The 17,958-nt window shown below is 42.7% G+C and carries 15 protein-coding genes; 1 reads left to right on the top strand and 14 read right to left on the bottom strand.

Going from position 1 to position 17,958, the window contains the following annotated elements:
• Positions 1 to 14: 14 nt before the first annotated feature.
• From BLR60_RS19235 to BLR60_RS19225, 3 genes are all read right to left on the bottom strand, one after another.
• Positions 15 to 3,128 carry an efflux RND transporter permease subunit gene (locus BLR60_RS19235; RefSeq protein WP_090502803.1) on the bottom strand — a complete coding sequence of 1,038 codons (3,114 nt, stop codon included), beginning with the start codon at positions 3,126 to 3,128 and terminating at the stop codon, positions 15 to 17.
• 72 nt (positions 3,129 to 3,200) lie between these two features.
• Positions 3,201 to 4,304: an efflux RND transporter periplasmic adaptor subunit gene (locus BLR60_RS19230; RefSeq protein WP_208600681.1), complete on the bottom strand. Its 1,104-nt coding sequence runs from the start codon at positions 4,302 to 4,304 to the stop codon at positions 3,201 to 3,203.
• A gap of 151 nt (positions 4,305 to 4,455) precedes the next feature.
• Positions 4,456 to 4,860, bottom strand: a complete 405-nt coding sequence (locus BLR60_RS19225; protein WP_090502802.1) for a hypothetical protein — start codon at positions 4,858 to 4,860, stop codon at positions 4,456 to 4,458.
• Between the two features lie 2,112 nt (positions 4,861 to 6,972).
• Here BLR60_RS19225 and BLR60_RS19210 point away from each other — a divergent pair.
• Positions 6,973 to 9,021, top strand: coding sequence for an AAA domain-containing protein (locus tag BLR60_RS19210; protein ID WP_449421149.1), 2,049 nt, complete (start codon positions 6,973 to 6,975; stop codon positions 9,019 to 9,021).
• Between the two features lie 620 nt (positions 9,022 to 9,641).
• On the opposite strand, the gene BLR60_RS19205 is transcribed toward BLR60_RS19210, so the two are convergent.
• The 11 genes from BLR60_RS19205 to BLR60_RS19175 form a co-directional block, all read right to left on the bottom strand.
• Entirely contained in the window at positions 9,642 to 11,852 is a 2,211-nt protein-coding gene (locus BLR60_RS19205) for a peptidase domain-containing ABC transporter (protein ID WP_090502794.1), read from the bottom strand.
• Entirely contained in the window at positions 11,839 to 12,807 is a 969-nt protein-coding gene (locus BLR60_RS19200) for a hypothetical protein (protein ID WP_090502791.1), read from the bottom strand. Before BLR60_RS19200 ends, BLR60_RS19205 begins: the two co-directional genes overlap by 14 nt.
• Positions 12,800 to 13,039 carry a hypothetical protein gene (locus BLR60_RS19195; protein WP_090502790.1) on the bottom strand — a complete coding sequence of 80 codons (240 nt, stop codon included), beginning with the start codon at positions 13,037 to 13,039 and terminating at the stop codon, positions 12,800 to 12,802. The genes BLR60_RS19200 and BLR60_RS19195 overlap by 8 nt, the downstream gene beginning before the upstream one ends.
• Complete coding sequence (locus tag BLR60_RS19190; RefSeq protein ID WP_090502787.1) at positions 13,036 to 13,995, bottom strand: ATP-grasp domain-containing protein; 960 nt, start codon at positions 13,993 to 13,995, stop codon at positions 13,036 to 13,038. Before BLR60_RS19190 ends, BLR60_RS19195 begins: the two co-directional genes overlap by 4 nt.
• A gap of 19 nt (positions 13,996 to 14,014) precedes the next feature.
• Positions 14,015 to 14,173: a hypothetical protein gene (locus BLR60_RS24955; protein ID WP_167354785.1), complete on the bottom strand. Its 159-nt coding sequence runs from the start codon at positions 14,171 to 14,173 to the stop codon at positions 14,015 to 14,017.
• Between the two features lie 10 nt (positions 14,174 to 14,183).
• The gene (locus BLR60_RS19185; RefSeq protein WP_143009115.1) at positions 14,184 to 14,372 is read right to left on the bottom strand and encodes a hypothetical protein; all 189 of its coding nucleotides are present in this window, start codon (positions 14,370 to 14,372) and stop codon (positions 14,184 to 14,186) included.
• A gap of 125 nt (positions 14,373 to 14,497) precedes the next feature.
• Complete coding sequence (locus BLR60_RS24950) at positions 14,498 to 14,668, bottom strand: hypothetical protein (protein ID WP_167354784.1); 171 nt, start codon at positions 14,666 to 14,668, stop codon at positions 14,498 to 14,500.
• A 20-nt stretch (positions 14,669 to 14,688) separates the two neighbouring features.
• The gene (locus BLR60_RS24945; protein WP_090502783.1) at positions 14,689 to 14,868 is read right to left on the bottom strand and encodes a hypothetical protein; all 180 of its coding nucleotides are present in this window, start codon (positions 14,866 to 14,868) and stop codon (positions 14,689 to 14,691) included.
• A complete protein-coding gene (locus BLR60_RS24940; RefSeq protein ID WP_167354783.1) occupies positions 14,852 to 15,022 on the bottom strand; it encodes a hypothetical protein in 171 nt (56 codons plus the stop codon). The genes BLR60_RS24945 and BLR60_RS24940 overlap by 17 nt, the downstream gene beginning before the upstream one ends.
• 52 nt (positions 15,023 to 15,074) lie before the next feature.
• Positions 15,075 to 15,248, bottom strand: a complete 174-nt coding sequence (locus BLR60_RS24935; RefSeq protein WP_167354782.1) for a hypothetical protein — start codon at positions 15,246 to 15,248, stop codon at positions 15,075 to 15,077.
• A 48-nt stretch (positions 15,249 to 15,296) separates the two neighbouring features.
• Positions 15,297 to 17,804: an outer membrane beta-barrel family protein gene (locus tag BLR60_RS19175; protein WP_090502781.1), complete on the bottom strand. Its 2,508-nt coding sequence runs from the start codon at positions 17,802 to 17,804 to the stop codon at positions 15,297 to 15,299.
• Positions 17,805 to 17,958: the final 154 nt, after the last annotated feature.

The following is a 17,958-nucleotide window of genomic DNA, read 5'->3' as shown; positions in this document are numbered from 1 at the left end:
TAAGCGTAGAACTTTTAACTGCCTGTTTTTTTTTTGCGGGCTGCAAATACCCCATATAAACCCGGAATCAGTATTACGCCAAAGAGCGTCCCGATGAGCATTCCTCCTACTGCGGTCATTCCAATCGAACGGTTACCTACCGCCCCCGCGCCTGAGGCTATACAGAGCGGAATGAGGCCTGCAATAAAGGCGAAGGAAGTCATCAGTATCGGACGTAAACGCGATACAGCGCCCAGAGCTGCAGCCCTGGCAACAGAAAAGCCTGCTTTGCGTTTTTGTTCGGCAAACTCAATAATCAGAATCGCATTCTTTCCAAGTAGTCCGATAAGCATGACCAGTGCCACCTGGGCGTAGATATTGTTCTCCAGGCCGGCCAGCTTTAGGGTAAAAAATGCCCCGGCAATTCCGGCAGGAAGCGAGAGCAGGACAGGCAGCGGCAAGAGAAAGCTCTCATATTGCGCGGCTAAAATCAGGTAGACAAATATCAGACAGATGATGAAGATGTAAATGGCCTGGTTCCCCGAAAGGATCTGCTCCCTTGTCATTCCGGACCATTCAATGCTAAAACCTCTCGGAAGCTTTTCCTTTGCAGTTTTTTCAACTGTCGCAATCGCGTCGCTACTGCTATAACCCGCCGCGGCATCACCGTTGATCATCGCGGATGGGTACATATTATACCGGTTGATCTGCTCTGGCCCATAAACCCTTTCCATGGTGATAAATGCCGAGTAAGGTATCATCTCGCCCCGGTCATTTTTGACATAGAGTTTTAACAGGTCTGTAGGCTTGCCCCGATATTGGGGATAGGCTTGGAGCATGACTTTATACATCTGTCCGAAACGGATGAAGTTGGTGGCGTAGTAACTTCCGACAAGGGTCTGCAGGGTACCCATTGCATTCTCAATCGTCACCCCTTTTTGCGCCGCCATATCCTGATCGACATGGATCATGTATTGGGGAAAGTTAGGGTCAAAACTAGTGAAGGCCCCGGAAATGGCATTGCTTTTACGGAGTTCAGCAAGAAAGTCATTGGTTACCTTCGCCGTTTTCCCCATATCCTCGCTCTTATTTTTATCAAGAAGTCTAAGCTCAAAACCGCTGGCGTTTCCAAATCCAGGCACCGTAGGCGGCGAAAAGAATTCAATAGAAGCATCACTGATCCCCCTGGTTCTGGCTTTAAGGGCCGCGATAAGCTCATCCACACTTTCCTTTCGCGCTTCCCATGGGGAAAGGTTAATCATCGCCATTCCATACGAAGCTCCTGTAATATCGCTCATTAGAGAATAACCGGCCAGTGTGCTGACATTTTCAATAGAATTAATACTACCAGTTACCTTTTCGATCTGATCAAGAACCTGTTCGGTCCGCTCTACTGTAGAACCAGGAGGCGTGGTTACGTTCACATAAATCATCCCCTGATCTTCAGTTGGAATAAACCCGGAAGGAAGAATGCTTGAGCCCAGCCAGCTCAGGAAAATAAAGAGCAGCAATAGTCCCATAGTGACCACCCTTCGGGAAATGATAAACCGCACCAACCGGCCGAATTTTTTCTCTGTCTTATCATAGCCTTTATTAAAAAGACTAAAAAACCGCTGGAGCATCCCTTTTTTACCAGTCTCAACATTATGCCGAAGCATTAGTGCACAGAGCGCCGGTGTTAGCGTTAATGCATTTATTCCCGATATCACAATAGAAATGGCCAGAGTAAGTGAAAACTGACGGTAAAACACCCCTACTGGCCCGGAAAGAAAAGCAACCGGGACAAATACAGCCGACATGACGAGGGTAATGGCTACAATTGCGCCGCTAATTTCTTTCATTGCGGCGATTGTGGCTTCCATAGGCGGCAGGTGTTCTTCACTCATTTTTACGTGGACCGCCTCGACTACGACAATTGCATTATCCACTACAATCCCGATGGCCAGTACGAGCGCAAATAGCGTTAAAATGTTAATGGAAAAACCCATGATCTGGAGAAAGGCAAGTGTACTAATCAGCGCTACCGGAACCGCAAGAGCGGGAATCAGCGTACTTCTGAAATCCTGTAGAAAAATAAATACCACTATGAATACGAGTATGAAAGCTTCCAAAAGTGTCCTTAAAACTTCATGGATACTTGCATCAAGGAAGCGGGAAACATCATAGGCATAATTATATTCCATCCCAGGTGGAAAACTGGTGGCTTTAAGTTTAGCCATTTTTGACTTGATGTTATCTATTACCTCACTAGCATTTGAACCAGGCCTTTGCTTGATCATAATTGAGGCTGAAGGTTTGCCGTCAGTTTTGGAAACCATATCATAGCTGACTGTTCCGAATTCCAGATCGGCGATATCCTTTAGCCTCACAAGGGCCCCGTCACGCTCGGCACGGAGTACTAAATTCTCATAGTCCTCCTTATTGTTGAACTTACCGGTATACCGCAGCACATACTGCTTTACTTCTTTGCCCTTGCCGGAATTCTCGCCTGCCACACCCGGCGCCGCCTCAATATTCTGCGCACGCATCTTATCTATTACCTCTTCTGCGGATATATTGTAGGAGCGCATCCGATCCGGTTTGAGCCAAACCCTCATGGAATAGTCCCTGGCTCCCATAATTTCTACAAAACCGACGCCGTCTATCCTTTTAAGTTCCTGCAGCACGTTGATGTCCGCAAAGTTATAGATGAACTCCTCGTTCATTTCCTTATCGCTGCTGGTAATATTTAGGTAGAGCAGCATGCTGTTCACCTCTTTTTCAGTAGTTACACCGGCCTTTATTACCTCTTCGGGAAGTTCATCGAGAACCGTAGTTACTCGGTTCTGTACATTTACCGCAGCCCGATCAGGATCAGTACCTACATTAAAAAATACCTGCACCAGGGTTACGCCGTTATTGCTGCTGACCGTATTCATATAGGTCATGCCAGGAACGCCGTTAATCGCACGTTCAAGAGGGGTCGCCACAGCCTTGGCACAAACTTCCGCATTGGCGCCATTGTAGTTTGCCGTTACCACCACAGATGGAGGAACAATGTCCGGAAACTGTGTAATAGGGAGCTTAAAAAGGGCAAGGACGCCCAATAAAATCAATATAAGTGAAATAACCAGTGAAAGTACTGGTCTTCTAATGAAGGTCTCAACCATTTATTTTGGGTTATACCAATCCTATTCCGCCGAAAAAATTTCAGCAGGAGGAATGGAAAATGAAACAAAGAATTACTTTCTGGCCAGCAAAGATTTATTCGAAGTGTACACCGGTTTGATGACAGCGCCATCCCGGATGTTCTGTATGCCTTCATAAACGATGGTCTCTCCTGCATCAAGACCACTCGCGCAGACAAAAAAACCTGGCAGACGCAGTTTAGGCACGAAACTTTTCATTTTAACCATATTGCCTTTGCCCACTACGAAAACGTAATTTTTGTCCTGAATTTCAAATACGGACTTCTGGGGAATGAGAATACTGCCGGCGAGTTTAGATTCTAGCTCCACTTTTCCAGAGGCGCCATGCTTTAAAATATTTTTCGGGTTAGCGAACACTGCCCTGAAGGCAATTGACCCGGTATTTCCCGAAAATGCATTTTCGTGCGTCTGTATCTTTCCTTTTACCGGATAGGCTGACCCATCCGATAGGATAAGTTTCACAGCTTTATTTTGCTCGAAACGTCCTTTTCCGTTTCGGGTAAACTGCAGGTACTCGTTTTCTGAGATATCAAAATAGGCATACATCTCTCTGGTATCTGAAATGGTGGTGAGCAGTGCACCCTCATCAATGAGGCTCCCGGCTTTCAAAGGGATACGGTCTATGGTTCCATCGAAAGGGGAACGGATACGCGAATAGGAAAGTTTCTGGTTGGCATCATCGATCATCGCTTTAGCCGTTTTAATTTGCGCTTCAGCTTCCGAAAACCTGGCTTTTCCAAGTGAGAGTTCAGAAGGGGAGATTACTTTTTTATCCACAAGGGTAGTAATCCTTTCCAGTTCAACCTGAGCGATGCTGGCTGCAGAGAGTGCACTTGCCAGGCTCGCTTTTGCTTTATTGAGCGAAATAACATGTTCGCGGTCGTTCAGCTGAAAGAGCAGCTGACCCTTATGAACTTTTTCTCCTTCATCTACCATTACCTTTTCGATAAAGCCATGTATCCTGGATTTGATGTCCACGTTCTTGTAAGCCTGAATATCGGCTACATAGTCGAAAGACAGCGAAGTATCCTGCTGGGCTAGCTTTAAAACCGGTATCTCGGCAATCTCATTATCTTTTTTCTGGGCCGTCTCCCCTGTACATGCCTGCATTGCGGCAGCAAGGACAAGGATCGCCATCCATTTAATTTTCATCTGTGTGTTTTCCTTATTTCTTTTTCTAATGCAGTGGCCATAACCAAAGGCTGGCACACAGCAGCTTATCTGATATTTAAATTTTTCCAGTAAACAATATGTGTTCCAGACAAATGGAGCACATACTCTGGGAAAATTAGAAATAAGTCAGCCTGTACAGGAAGGCGTGTTGCCCGCAAAAGAAATGTGGTGTTTCATAACCTGGTGGGGTTGAAACAGGGAGATGGTAGCGAGTCTCCAGGCGCTTTTGAAAAGGCTGAAGATCACTGGCGGCATCATTGATGTGCTGGAATTTCTTACGGAATTTTGGCTGCTGCTGATCTACCGTGGCCAGCGAAGCATGCTGCTGGCCATCCCCTGAAATGGGGCTCATAATACTGGTAAACTTTGTCGAAATAGAGGAAACCCTCTGGGCCGATTCCCAGGTTAGTTGGGAAGGACGTAAAAAAAACGAAGCCAGCAGAAGCAATAGCAGTAACGGAAAATGTTCCGGAACAGCAGAGCGGATTTTAAAAAAGGAATCTTCTCTTGTTCTTACCATTGATGCACCCTGATTTGGACGCAAAACTACAAATCACAATACAAAATCCAGGTACATTACTGTAACAGATATGAAACTTAAATTTTTTTTAACAATAACTGCTTTAAAACAACACAAAGAAAAGCATCTTAAAAATTGACGCGAAAATTCAGAAAAACTTCTGATATAAATGCCAGAAAAATATTTTTTTAAACTTTTTAGCTTTCTATTGGCCATATTTTATATAACTGAAACACAGGAAACGTTTAATTTTACAACAATGCCCCTGGTCATCGGCATCTTACTTCTGATTTTCGGCACCTTTATTTTCATCTTCGCCATCTGGCGAAGAAACAAGCGTAGGACACTAATTGGAATCAATGAATTCACCTGCTCAGACGGGATGGTCAACACCAAAAACACAGAAAGAATATTGCGATTTTTGGCATTTGTACTTCTTGTATCCGGTTTTATGCTTATCACCTCTGAGGCGCTAAGAATTGAAGACAGGATAATGAAAGAGGCTACCGCGAGCTAAATAAAATAGAATAGAAAGAACTGTTCATCCTTACATTTTTCTCTAAAAGATAATACTGATAGAGAAAAGCATGCTGTTCAAAGAAACGCCTGATGAATAAAAGTTCATTGACATAATAGCCTCATATTTCGTTCAATGGCCCTACCGGTTCGCCCGCATTTAGGTTGTGTTTTTCGATAAGCTCAATAAATAGCGAATAAAATCTAGGCTTGATGTGCTTGAAAAATTGATCTCAGAATTTTCGCCTATAAACCCTTCTTCATGCACGCTTTCGCGCAGCAATCCCATAACCCTGTTGGCCTCGGGCAATGAGGCAGCGTAGCAATCAGTGAAATCTTTTAGTTCAGCCCAATCTAGATTCCAGAGCAGAATAAAGACCGTCAGTAAAATTTTGATCCATAAAAAAGGAGATTAATTGAAAATTTTTGCAAGTTTAAACCCTCAGCAGGTGGTCCGTAGTGAATTGATCCGCCTTAAGGACAGGATAAGAAAAACACACGATACCTGACATTAAAATCAAACCCCAGAAAGAGAATATTTAGGTTAAAAGCCCAAAAAAAAACTTAATTTGCTTTCATCAAAAATTATTAATCGCTCCATTGAACACACAGAAAAACATACTTAAATACTGGCGGGACATAGAAATTTTCAATCTCCCGGACCTTCCAGATGATGTTGGCTACCTGCAAGCTCAAAAACCACTACCCTGGACAGAAAAACTTGAGCCCCTGGAAGAGGCAAAACGGCGCTACATCCTATATTTCGGAAAACAGTCCAAACCCGATCTGGTATCTATAATTGAAAAGCTTACCGATGACACTGGGGAGAAACCGGACTGGACAGCGAAAGTAAGCGGAAATTCATGCATGGCTGTTCTGATACTAGAAGAAAACGGACAGTTGATCGAAGATGGTGGCTACCTTCAGGCATCCTACCTCCATGGACTCACCTGCCTTAAGAAAAACACACCCATGGATACCGTTCCGGAAAAGCTTCAGCGTGTACAGGAAGATTTTAAGGAACGCTATAAATATGATCCTTTTTCCCATGAACAGAACCAGCAATTAACAGACAAACCCTTATCCTGGGAGGAACTAAAAAACGAAATAAAAGTTCTGAATGATAACGCCATCGAAGAAATTTCCTGTGGTAATACCATCTTCTGCAAGACCATTATCATTTCTAAAAAAATCAAAAATTCCGACACCGCATTCCTCAATAGCTTTTATCTGGACGACCTTAATTCCCTGATCGAGCATCCCAAGCATTGGAACACCGCTCTGCAGTCATACCTAAAACCTAAAGTAAGGGCAGCAGACCGCATCGACCTGCTTCAGTCGGACACTGCCTTCTTTCAAACGCTGTCACCAGAAAACATGCCCATCGGCAAATGGCCATCCGACCCGGCTTACGGGGCCTATTCCGCCCAGCTTGGCGCAATGAATACAGCACTCAAAGAGCTGAAAACCGAAGGCCTTATCGGGATCAACGGTCCTCCTGGAACAGGCAAAACCACCCTTCTGAACGACATCATTGCAGAGGCGATTGTTCAGCGCGCAAAAAAGCTCGCCGAATCCAATAACGTAAATATCTTCATGCCTTCGCAAACCGTTTCCAGACCCGCTGGAACCATTATGTATTACCCCATCAAACAGAACATATTCGAAGATACGGGCATCGTGGTTGCTAGCAACAATAACGCAGCGGTAGAAAATATTACCAAAGAGCTTCCCGATAAAAGCAAAATCCACCATAGCTTCAAAGAAGCGGATTATTTTGCCGAATACAGCCAGGAACTCATCTCGAAAGAAAGCTGGGGACTGCTCTCAGCTGCACTGGGCAATTCCGAAAACAGGAACGCCTTCAAAACTAACTTCTGGTACGGAAAGGAAAATAAACCCGGATTTGACGCCTATTTGAAATCGCTATACGTCAATGCCGAAAACGAAGACCTCACCATTGAATATAGGGCAAAATTTGATACCGCCAAACAGGAGCTTCAATCAATGATCGAAACATTCGAGCGGTTTAGGAACGAAGCTAAAATTTTCCATAGCCAGCTGGTGCAGAACATCAAAAACCTTGTCAAAAGACACAACCTCAATATCCAGATCAATCTGCTTAAAACGCAAAAAGAAAAATTAAGCCAGGAGCTGAAACACGAAGACGGAAACCATAAAGAGCTAAATACCAAAAGAGCTCAGGTGCAGGAAAACATCAAAATTCAAACGGCCTCCAAACCGTCATTCTTCATCATACAAAAATGGTTTTCCACCAGAGCCTATAAAAACTGGAACGCCCCCTACCAGCGCTATATTGACGAATTAAACCAGATCAACCGACAGATTTCGGGTAGCGAAAAAAAACAGGAACAGCTTAAGCAGAAACACAGCGAAAACCTGCAGGAATCCAGCAAACTGAACACAACCCTGCAGCCAATTATCGCGGCAATAAACAATTACAACAAACAGAAGCAACAGCTCCATGAGCAGTATGGCATCGCATATGCCAATATACCGGATGAAAATCTGTACAGCGCCTACACCAAAGACCGAGATACCTTTCATAAGGCAAACCCGTGGTCCTCAGAACAGCTCAACACCTTGCGTGGCAACATCTTTCTGAAAAGCCTCGAGCTACATCAATATGCCATCCTTGCCAACGCCAGGCAGTTCAGATCGAACATATTCATGCTGTTCGAAATAATGGACAGCAAAGTGGAGGTCAGCAATAAGATCGCAGAAACTGCCTGGAAAACCCTTTTCTTCCTCATTCCCGTTGTATCTACATCCCTCGCATCGGTTAGTAGATTATTTAGAAACCTCTCGCCCAGCACAATCGGATACCTCCTGCTCGACGAGGCCGGACAGGCCACACCGCAATCCGCCACAGGCATTATCAATAGATCAAAACGCAACATCATCATCGGCGACCCCTTGCAGATCGAGCCCGTACTCACCACCCCGCACAAGCTTATCCATATTCTCAACCAGCCCTATCAGAACGAACAGACCTGGTCACCACTGGATACCTCCGCACAAAAACTGGCCGACCGCATCACAGACAATGGCACGCTCATGCAACAAAACAACGGTGCCCCTATATGGACAGGATTTCCCCTCCGCACCCATAGAAGATGCGAAGATCCAATGTTCACCCTAGCCAATACCATCGCCTACTCCGGACAGATGGTCAAAGCAACCGAACAAAAAGAATCCTTAAACCACATCGGACCAAGCCAATGGTTCGATGTACAGGGCATAACTCTCGAAGACCGCCATGTGGTCATAGAAGAGATTACTCTCCTCAAGGAAAAACTGGAAGCCCTCGGAAAGGAACAGGAAGTCTTCGTCATCTCCCCTTTCAAATCCGTTGCCAATAGATGCAGGCTGGAACTGAGCAGAAGTTTCCCTAATGCAAAATGCGGGACCATACATACTTTTCAGGGTAAGGAAACCGACATCGTATTTTTGATCCTTGGCAGCGACCCAAAAAGACCGGGAGCTAGAGCATGGGCATCTCAAAAGCCCAACATGCTCAACGTAGCACTAACTAGGGCAAAAAGGCGATTCTACATCATTGGCAACAGAAGTCTCTGGCAGAGCTGCAATTACTTCGATGAAGTGTCCAAAACACTTTCATAATACTAGTAAACTAACAGAATATCTCATACTGCTTTTTGATAGTCACTTGATTATATCCAAAAGCCATGGAATTCGCCAACTAGTAGGTATGCATACCTATATCCGATCTTTCTTGCTCCGTTACCGTTCTTCAATTCGGTTGATAACTGATTTTCAAAGTGCACGATGGGTTCAAAATGGTCATAAAGTGTCAAGATGCACGTCGACCCTACCATAGTGGGTAAATCAAATTTTTGTTAGGTTTGCCCCTTTTTTTTTGCCCTCAAAAATGGTCGTTAAAGTACCTAGAACTCGTACAGCCTCATTCATTCGGACAGTTCGATGTTGAGTTCCGTCAAAAGTGAGTTTTTGGGATAGATCGAACTGATTAATCTTCTCTTACCCACCGAATCTGCTCTACATAGGTTTCATACAAGTTTTTGAGCAACCCGGTTGCTTTTCTGATTAATTCACCAATATTCTTTTTTTCCCCTGGATAAATCGATGAGTCTATTTTCAAGAATAAGGATATTTCTTTCAATGTCTGACTTAATTCTCTTGTACTCAAAATCAAGCTGGCTTTAATACTATTGACGCTTTGCTGGAAGATAGCCCGGGAATTCAAATTGGATTGTTCTAGTTTAGCAGGTAACTTCGGATACCTGGTAACTAAAAAGATCAAAATAGCCACCTCTCATTTGCATAAGCTGCCTATGCGTACCCATTTCAGCAACCTGACCGTTTTTCATAAAAATGATCTGGTCGGCATTTATGATTGTACTTAGGCGATGAGCGATAATAACCACTGTCTTCTCTTCGAAGTGTTTCCAAAGGTTCTCCATCACGCGGCATTCAGTTTTGGCATCCAGCGCGCTGGTGGCTTCATCAAATATCAAGATCTCAGGGGTATTGTATACTGCCCTTGCAATGAGTAGTCTTTGGTATTGTCCTTTGCTTAGGTTAATTCCGGATTGGGAAAGGTTGGTACGATAACCACTGCCAAGCGTATTGATATAACTGTTAATTTCTGCCACTTCGCAGGCCCATTTCACTCTTTCCAGGTCAACACTTGATTGATCCAGACAAATATTATTGATGATGCTATCGGAAAAGATCATGCCATCCTGAAATACAGCACCACAGATTTTACGCCAGTGGTCTGGGGCAACTTCGCTGAGGTCTTGGCTTCCATAAAAGATTTCACCCTGATCTACTGCGAGCAAACGAAGCAGTATCTTAGCGATGGTGCTTTTACCACTGCCGCTCTCTCCAACAATTGCGGTAACTTCTCCTATTTTCAGGTCCAGGTCGAAGTGCTGTAGTACAGGAGCCATTGTGAGGGCATCGTAGGAAAAACTAATGTTTCGGAATGAAATGTAGTGCGACTGCGTGTCCACTGTATTCAATTTCTGAATTTGATTGTAGTCATTGGCAGCTGTTTCCTTTTCTTTGGCGTATATCGAATTAATCCGTTTCCCACTAATGTGGGCATTGATATAAGAGTTAAAAAAAGTCGACAAAAATTCGATGGGTACGCTTAATTGCCCCACGATAAATGCGATACTGAAGAATTGCCCTAAACTGAGTTCATTACGGGTAACCATCATCGCACCGATCGCAGTGAAACAGCACAGATTTAAGATTCCAAGGGTTTTAAAGCCCAGGCTTTCGATGCTATTAAGTCTGAATGCCCGCAGGTTGATTGCATATTCTTTTTGCTGTTTTCCCTCCCAGCTGTTCAGGCGGTTCTCCACACCTTGATATAACTTGATTTCCTGCATGCCAATGATGAACTCATACAGGAAACTGGTTTGGTCAACGTCGACATCGTAGCGCTGGTAATTGATGAGTTTTTTCTTTTCATTGAAGATCGACATCCATCCAGCGCTAAGAAAGCTGTATAGCAGCATCCAAAAAAACAGGTAGGTGTTGATTGGGAATAAGATGATGGAATAAAAAATATACATGCTGAAATTGAAGATCAGTTGCGGGAACACCTGTGTATTAAATTCTTCTATTTTGTTATGGTCGTCCATCTTTTGCACCAGCTCTGAAATTTTATGTTGCTCAAAAAACCGTGGGGTAATGATAGTCAACCTTTTCAAAAATTTCCGCAGGTTGGCAATGAAGAGTTTGTTGGCCGATTTCTGTATGATAAATTGGTGCAGCACCTCGGAAATTACCTTTGAGATTGAGGCAATGAACAGAAACGCCACGATGCCGATGATAAGCATGTGGTCTTTTTTAAGTATACCCAGATCGATTAGCCATTGATTGGTGCGAACGGTACCATAACTGAGCAAACCAGTGATAAAAAGAATAAAAGTGGTGGCAATTATGGTATTCTTAAATTGGAGTATTTGCTGCCAGAGGTAGTTTTCTCCACGGGAGGATTTCTGGTGTTTTTGATAGAGTTTTTCTTCATCAGCAATATCAAAGGCTACAGCATACCCGAATTCCTGGCCTCCAGGATACCATTTTTCAAGAAAGTCCTGCTCTTTGAGCTTGATTTTACCATATGCAGGATCTGCGATGTGATAAAAAGTTTTTCCCCTGGAAACAGAGATGCGGTACAGTACAACATAATGTCGAGCTGACCAATGAAGGATGCAGGGGAGGTCTACTACTTCCCTTAGATTTTCTACATCAATCTGAATCTCCGCAGTTTCCAATCCGATAAGGTTTGCCGCTTTCCTGATGTGCAAAAAAGTTACGCCGCCACGTTGTTCGCCGCAGCTTTTACGGATAAACTCTAGCGGTATGTTCGCGCCGTAGTATGATGCAATCATTTGAATACAGGTGTGCCCGCAATCGGATGACTCTTCCTGGATATGGGATTTAAAACGCTTCAAGTTGGTAAGTTCCTTTAGATGTGAGTTTTAAGGGTTGTTGCGTAAATAGGGCGTAACGCAATTCGTTGCCTTTAAAGTCTTCAATTTGGTCATTGGATACATTCCACCATTTCATGAAGTCCTCGCAGCTAATGATTTCCGAAACGTTTTGTTGAAAAATGTTTCCAAATGATTGCTGATGCAACAGGCAGTTCTTAACCTCGCCATTAAAGCCAACTTCTATTCTTTTATAAAAGTAAGGGTGATAATTACTGGAAAGCAAAAAGTATTTTCTGTTTACCAGGTATTTGTCAAGCGGGAAGGGTTTAGAATAAACTGATTCAGCTGAGTCCTTGAAAAATTCAATATCTTCCTGATGGCCAGTGGGAATTTCTTCCTTATAGTCCAACACAGTAATCTTATCCAATTTAGTAAATTGATGATAGAGTACCTGAAGCGCAGATAATTGCAAGCGTTCATCTGCTTCCAGATAAATGGCTATCGAACGGAGGGTGGTACTGCGCAGGTGTTCCAGTAATTCCTTGAGTGTATTCAGTTGTCCGAATCCTGCGGGCACCCTGATTTCCAGATTTTTGCAAAGCGTTTCGTTCAGTTGATGACTGAAATGGCTGTAGTCTCGTGCCGGATTAAACTCCAGCACGCAGTTGGTGATGTGTTCAGGGCTGAAATATTCTCCTGGCATTTCCGGAAAAGCATGGGGTTCATTGGTGTAAAAAGCCAGTTGGTTTGTTCTGAGGTAGCTCACATATTCATCAAAAGTTTCCCGGTCTTCGCCTTCAAGTTCTGCCCTTACTGTGGCGACGGGTTTATCAGTTAACTCATCAAGCAGCTCACTTAAACTGTTTGGAATAAAAGATAAGGTTCCTTTTTTAAAGTTATAGATGACGCTGCGTTCCTTTCCCCTCACATTTCGGTTGTGGGAATAAAGGATCAGGTGGCTTCCGTTGTTAATCATGCTCTTTTTCTTCTAATAAGATATTTGAATAGGGATTTACGGGCGTATATTGAATGTACTCCTTTGAAAAGTGTGCGGCCGACTTACTAAATCTGGTATGGGCATACATCTCTCCAATGGAAGAGGTTTCGGTCAGAATCATGTAGCGATAAAAAACAGGCAGTTTTTGAAGAAACTCTTCTTCGAATATCGTTACATAGGCTGCTGATGGATTTGTCTGTTCTTCACTCATTTGTCGTTTTTGATTAGCCATTCGGCAATGTGTTTTTCTACATTTAAATTATTGCGTTCTGAAGGCGCGGAATATTGCCCGCCAGGATTCACTTCAAGAAAATAATATTCACCATCGTGAGACCTAAGCAGGTCTATACTTCCGGTATTTAGGCCCACACCTTGCATAAGTTGCCTCAGTTTATCCTCAATGGGTGCTGGTAATTGGTAATTTACCCAATGCAGAAAATCTTCTGAATAGTTCATTTTGATATCGGCTGGACGGCTTTCACTATCAAATACAGCAGCTGAAGAATAAAATTCACCATCCAAGTAAAAACTCCTGACCTCATAATGTGCATCTACTTTCTGCTGAAAAAAGGAGTAACTGAAATTCAGTGGAAGCTGATCGATCATTTGCTGATCCATGGTGGTGGTATAGGTTGCAAAAGTTTGCGAACCGGCCCTGAAAAAACCGCTGAATTCAATGGGTTTGGTAATGACTGCGCCACTTCGTTTGTGAAAGGCTTTCAATTCCTCCCTGCTATTGGTGACAATAGTTTCTGGGGTTTTAAGTCCGATAGAATGCGCACAGGTCTGAACATTTATTTTGTTGATACTGCCAAGCCTAGGGTTCATTAGCCACTTCTTTTCACTCAAAAGATCATATAAAGAATCCTGAAAGGAATCCTGTTCTCTATTAAGTTCATAAATTGACTGGGTGTAGGGCCACTGGTTGTACCTTACGAAATCAGTCTTTTCAGAAAAGCGTCTGCACCAAACACTATTGATCTTTGGGAAATAATCGGTACCCATCACCATCATTTTTTTATTCAGGTAGTCGATTGAAAAATCCATATCCTGCCGATAAAGATCTTTGGTGGTGATTTTCAGAAAGTCAGCTTTGTAGTACAGGAGCCAGTCGATTACTGGATCTGTCCCCTGTTCAAAGCTTCCGTAAGAAAGTACTAGAATCATCTTTGAGATTTTAAACTGGTTAACTCTTTTTGAAATGGTCGCCTTTTGTGGTATCTGTTTTATCAGAAGATACTGCACCTTTCTTTTTTTTCTTTTTCTTGTCGTTCTGACCGCCGTAGATGTTTTTGCAGGCTTCACCATCCATAATGAAGACTGTAAGTTTTTCAAGTTTTTTCATAAGGTGTATTTTATTCGTAATCCCTCCAATAAGTATCTTGAGAAACGGTATCCACATCTTTCTTTTCAGAAGAGATGGTATCTCCGTCCCCCTGGTCCTTTTTTTCAGAATCGATCAAAAGACTATCAAGTCCGCCTTTGATTTTTCCGCAGTTTTGTAATGAAAGGCGGAAGTCTTCCAATTTTTCGAGTTTTTTCATGTCATTTTTGCCAATCGGCATTTAGCGTTAAAGATTTATACTAATCAAGAGTGACCGGAGTGTAGTCCGGCCCTCTTACAGAAAATTACCAGTCCTCGTTCCATAAGGGCTGGTAGTAAACCGGTTTAATCGTAATGATCGTTGGAAGCTGTGTCCTGACTTGTAGAATCCACATCTTTTTTCTTACTATCCACAGTTGATTCTACCGGAGCGGTAATTCCACCAACTACAGATTTTAACATCTCATTGTTATTGATGAGGTATTGGTTTAGTTTTTCAAATTTTGGTTGTTTCATTTTCTTGAAATTTTAGGTGATTAATCATTTTTTTGAGAGTCCTGGCTGGTCGAATCGACATCTTTTTTGGAGGTGTCGGTGGTCGCTGTGACCGGTGCTTCAATCAGGCCGCCCTGGATCCTGGCTATAAGCCCATGGTTAAGGATTTTGAAACTGTTGAGTTTCTCCAGCTTTCTTTCAGGCTTAATCGTAGTGGTCATTCGATGCTGTATCCTGTTTTTCCGAATCAACGTCTTTTTTCTTGGTATCCACGCTTGATTCAGCAATGGCTGCAAGACCTCCAGTAAGTGAACTCAGCATTTGGCTGCTCCTCATAATGAATGGGGCAAGTTTTTCGAACTTTGACTTTTTCATGTTCTTTTCAGGTTTGAGATTGAACGTTTTTAATTTACGTTTACAGCCCAGGTTATGAGTCGTAATGGTCGTTTGAAGCTGTATCCTGTTTTTCAGAATCAACATCTTTTTTCTTTGAATCTGTGGAGGACTCGGCCGGCACCTGAAGTCCGCCTACAATAGAACGCAGAGCTGCGCCATTTTTGATTGAGAAAGCTGCAAGTTTCTCTAAATTTTGTTTTTTCATTTTTTGAAAATTTTGGTGAATAAATAATTAATTAACGCTTCTAAAAGATTAATTCCGTATACGGGATTCATCATCATCGAAGTTTTTCTTGGTCCTGTTTTTATTATTGGATATCCATTTCTTATTGTTATCAAAGCTCCACACCACGCGTATCCATCCCCTACGATAGTCATGCCGCTGATCTAAGAAGATGTACTGATTGCTTAGGCTGGTAGATACCCTTTCGCGTTGTGTATTGAATATGTCGTTTACCCCAAATTGGAAAGCAAAAGCTTTGTATTTTTTCTGAAATGACGCGTTTAACCTTCCCATTGTGCGGTAACGGTCAATTCCTGTAGATGATGGGCCATTAATCCAGCCGCCGAGACTGAAACTTAAACTCTTGCTCAGGGTAAAATTGTGATACATGTTGAGGCTCCAGGAAGATATTTTGTTGTCAATCCGGTATTGGGCATAGTCGCCCTGGAAAATATTTCTGTTGAAGTTGATGGACCAGCTCATATTCCACCATTTGAAAAAATCACTTTGCCCACTCAGGTTGGCATAAAGGTTACGTTCGCGGGCTAGGTTTCCCTTGAATACGATTACTGCAAGGTCTGAACCATTTCTTCTGGTCAGGTCAGTAATTACATTGCTCCCAAAACTGTAGCCCATTGTAAGGTAAAACGAATCCCAGAAACTTAATTCAGTTTCGATGTTATCGATAAAATATGGGCGCAGGAAAGGATTTCCTTCTGTATAACTATAGGGATCAAAATAGTAACGGAAGGGATTTAAATCACGAAAGTCGGGTCTTAGGATGCGTTTGCTGTAATTTGCAGAAAATCCGATATTCTCGCTGATCTGATAGGCAATATAAGCAGTTGGGAAAAGTTTAAAATAGGTGGAGTCTAACGTAACACCTTCATTCGGATCTGCGCCATTGTATCGGGTGTATTCTCCCCGAAGTCCAAACTTCAACTCCAGTTTTTTTAATTTGAATGTAAAGCTTAAGTAAGCCGCGAAGTTATCCTCTCCATAGCGGAATTCGTTGATTTGATTGGGGATGTTATTGGAAAGAAATCCGAAGTTAGACCGGTTTTCCAACCTGGAGTATTTCAGTCCCAGTTCCAGACTCTCCCCTTTTTTTGATTTATTGGAATAATCTGCAGAAAGTCCGTACAGATTACCGTTAAAATTATTGGTAATGTCATTCAGTTCGGCAGTTTGAGCGCTACTACCATCCTGGCGAAAGAACTGATTATTAACTACAGATTGACGTGGATTGCGATTCGAAAACAGGGATGCGCTGACCTCAAGCTTGTTTTTCTTTAAGGTATCAAGATCAGCGCTGTAAGTACCCGTTAATCCATAAGTAAAGGATTTTGTCTTGGTGTCGTTCTGGGTCAGGGTGTAAGCTGCATCGCCACTGTTAAGGTCTGCCCGGGAAGAAACGGGTTCAATATCACGATCGTAGCTTAATAGGTAATCGATATTCAGGTTACTGGATTTATTGAGGTTGAACGCCAACGACTGAAAATATGAAAGTGTACTCCCTTTGTGCCTTTCAAAATAATCTGCATTGAGTTTGGTGTCAGCTGCCCCTATGTTGGTATAGGTACGGTTTTCCAGTCCATCAGAAAGCGAATTGGTAAGGTTACCATTTAGATATGATGTAGCTTCAAAGCCTAGTGTTTTATAACCCAGTGTTGCTGAGTTTCGGTTTGAGGCATATTTTCCCTGTTCATATTGGGTCGATAGTTTGCCGGAAAATCCATTGAGCACATTTTTTTTGAGTTCGATATTGATAATCGCTGCTGTACCTTCAGCGGAGTATTTTGCAGGCGGGCTGGTAAGTAGTTCTATCTTTTCAATCTGATCAGGTTTTAAGCCTTTTAGAAAGTCAACAATGTTGGCTCCAGACATGATCGTTGTCCTTCCGTTGATTAGATATTTAACCCCTGATTTGCCGTTCACGGAAATTTTTTCATCGAGTGCATTTACACCTGGCAGGAGCCTGAAGCTTTCAAAAGCATTCATACCAGCGGCATTAGGGTTTTTATAAGGTTCCAGTACCCAACGATCAATCTGTCTGCTAAGCATTTTTTTCTTTGCCACTACGGATACTTCCGATAAATTCTGTGATCGGCTAACAAGGTTTATTGTTGGAAGGGTAAGCCCTTCTTTCAAACTCGTCGTTTTGAGGTCAATTATCATTTCTTCGAAGCCAATTGCGTGAATCCATAATTGATATTGCAGGCTATCCTGAATATTAATGTCTTTAAGATTGATTTCGAAGTTGCCGTTATCCTCACTGAGTGCCATCCGGTAGGCTGCAGGATGTTTAGTAGAGGTGAGCTGCACTTCTGCTCCCACTACCGCTAAATTAGCCGGCGATGTTAACCTTCCTTTTACACTTTGTGCCATTCCGGCATTTGCATAAAACGCGAGTAAAATGACCGTCAGGAATGAATAAAACGCTCCATTTCTTATAAAAGAAAAGGATGAACACGAGCGCCCATTGTATATTGGTGCAGTATTGGAGCAAGTTGGGATATGTTCGCTGATATTTCTCATGACTAGTTGAACTAATTTATTTTTTCTGTGTATTGAGGTAATTTTTATTATAGCAAGGGCGCTAAATATTATACGAATCCGGTATTTTTAGATATGAATGATCAATTTGTTTTGTGTTTTTAGCTAAAAAAACATATCATTGAACAACGCTAAA

It is taken from the genome of Pedobacter terrae (assembly GCF_900100705.1).
Classification (GTDB): Bacteria; Bacteroidota; Bacteroidia; order Sphingobacteriales; family Sphingobacteriaceae; genus Pedobacter; species Pedobacter terrae.
This window is presented reverse-complemented; position numbering and strand designations above follow the sequence as displayed.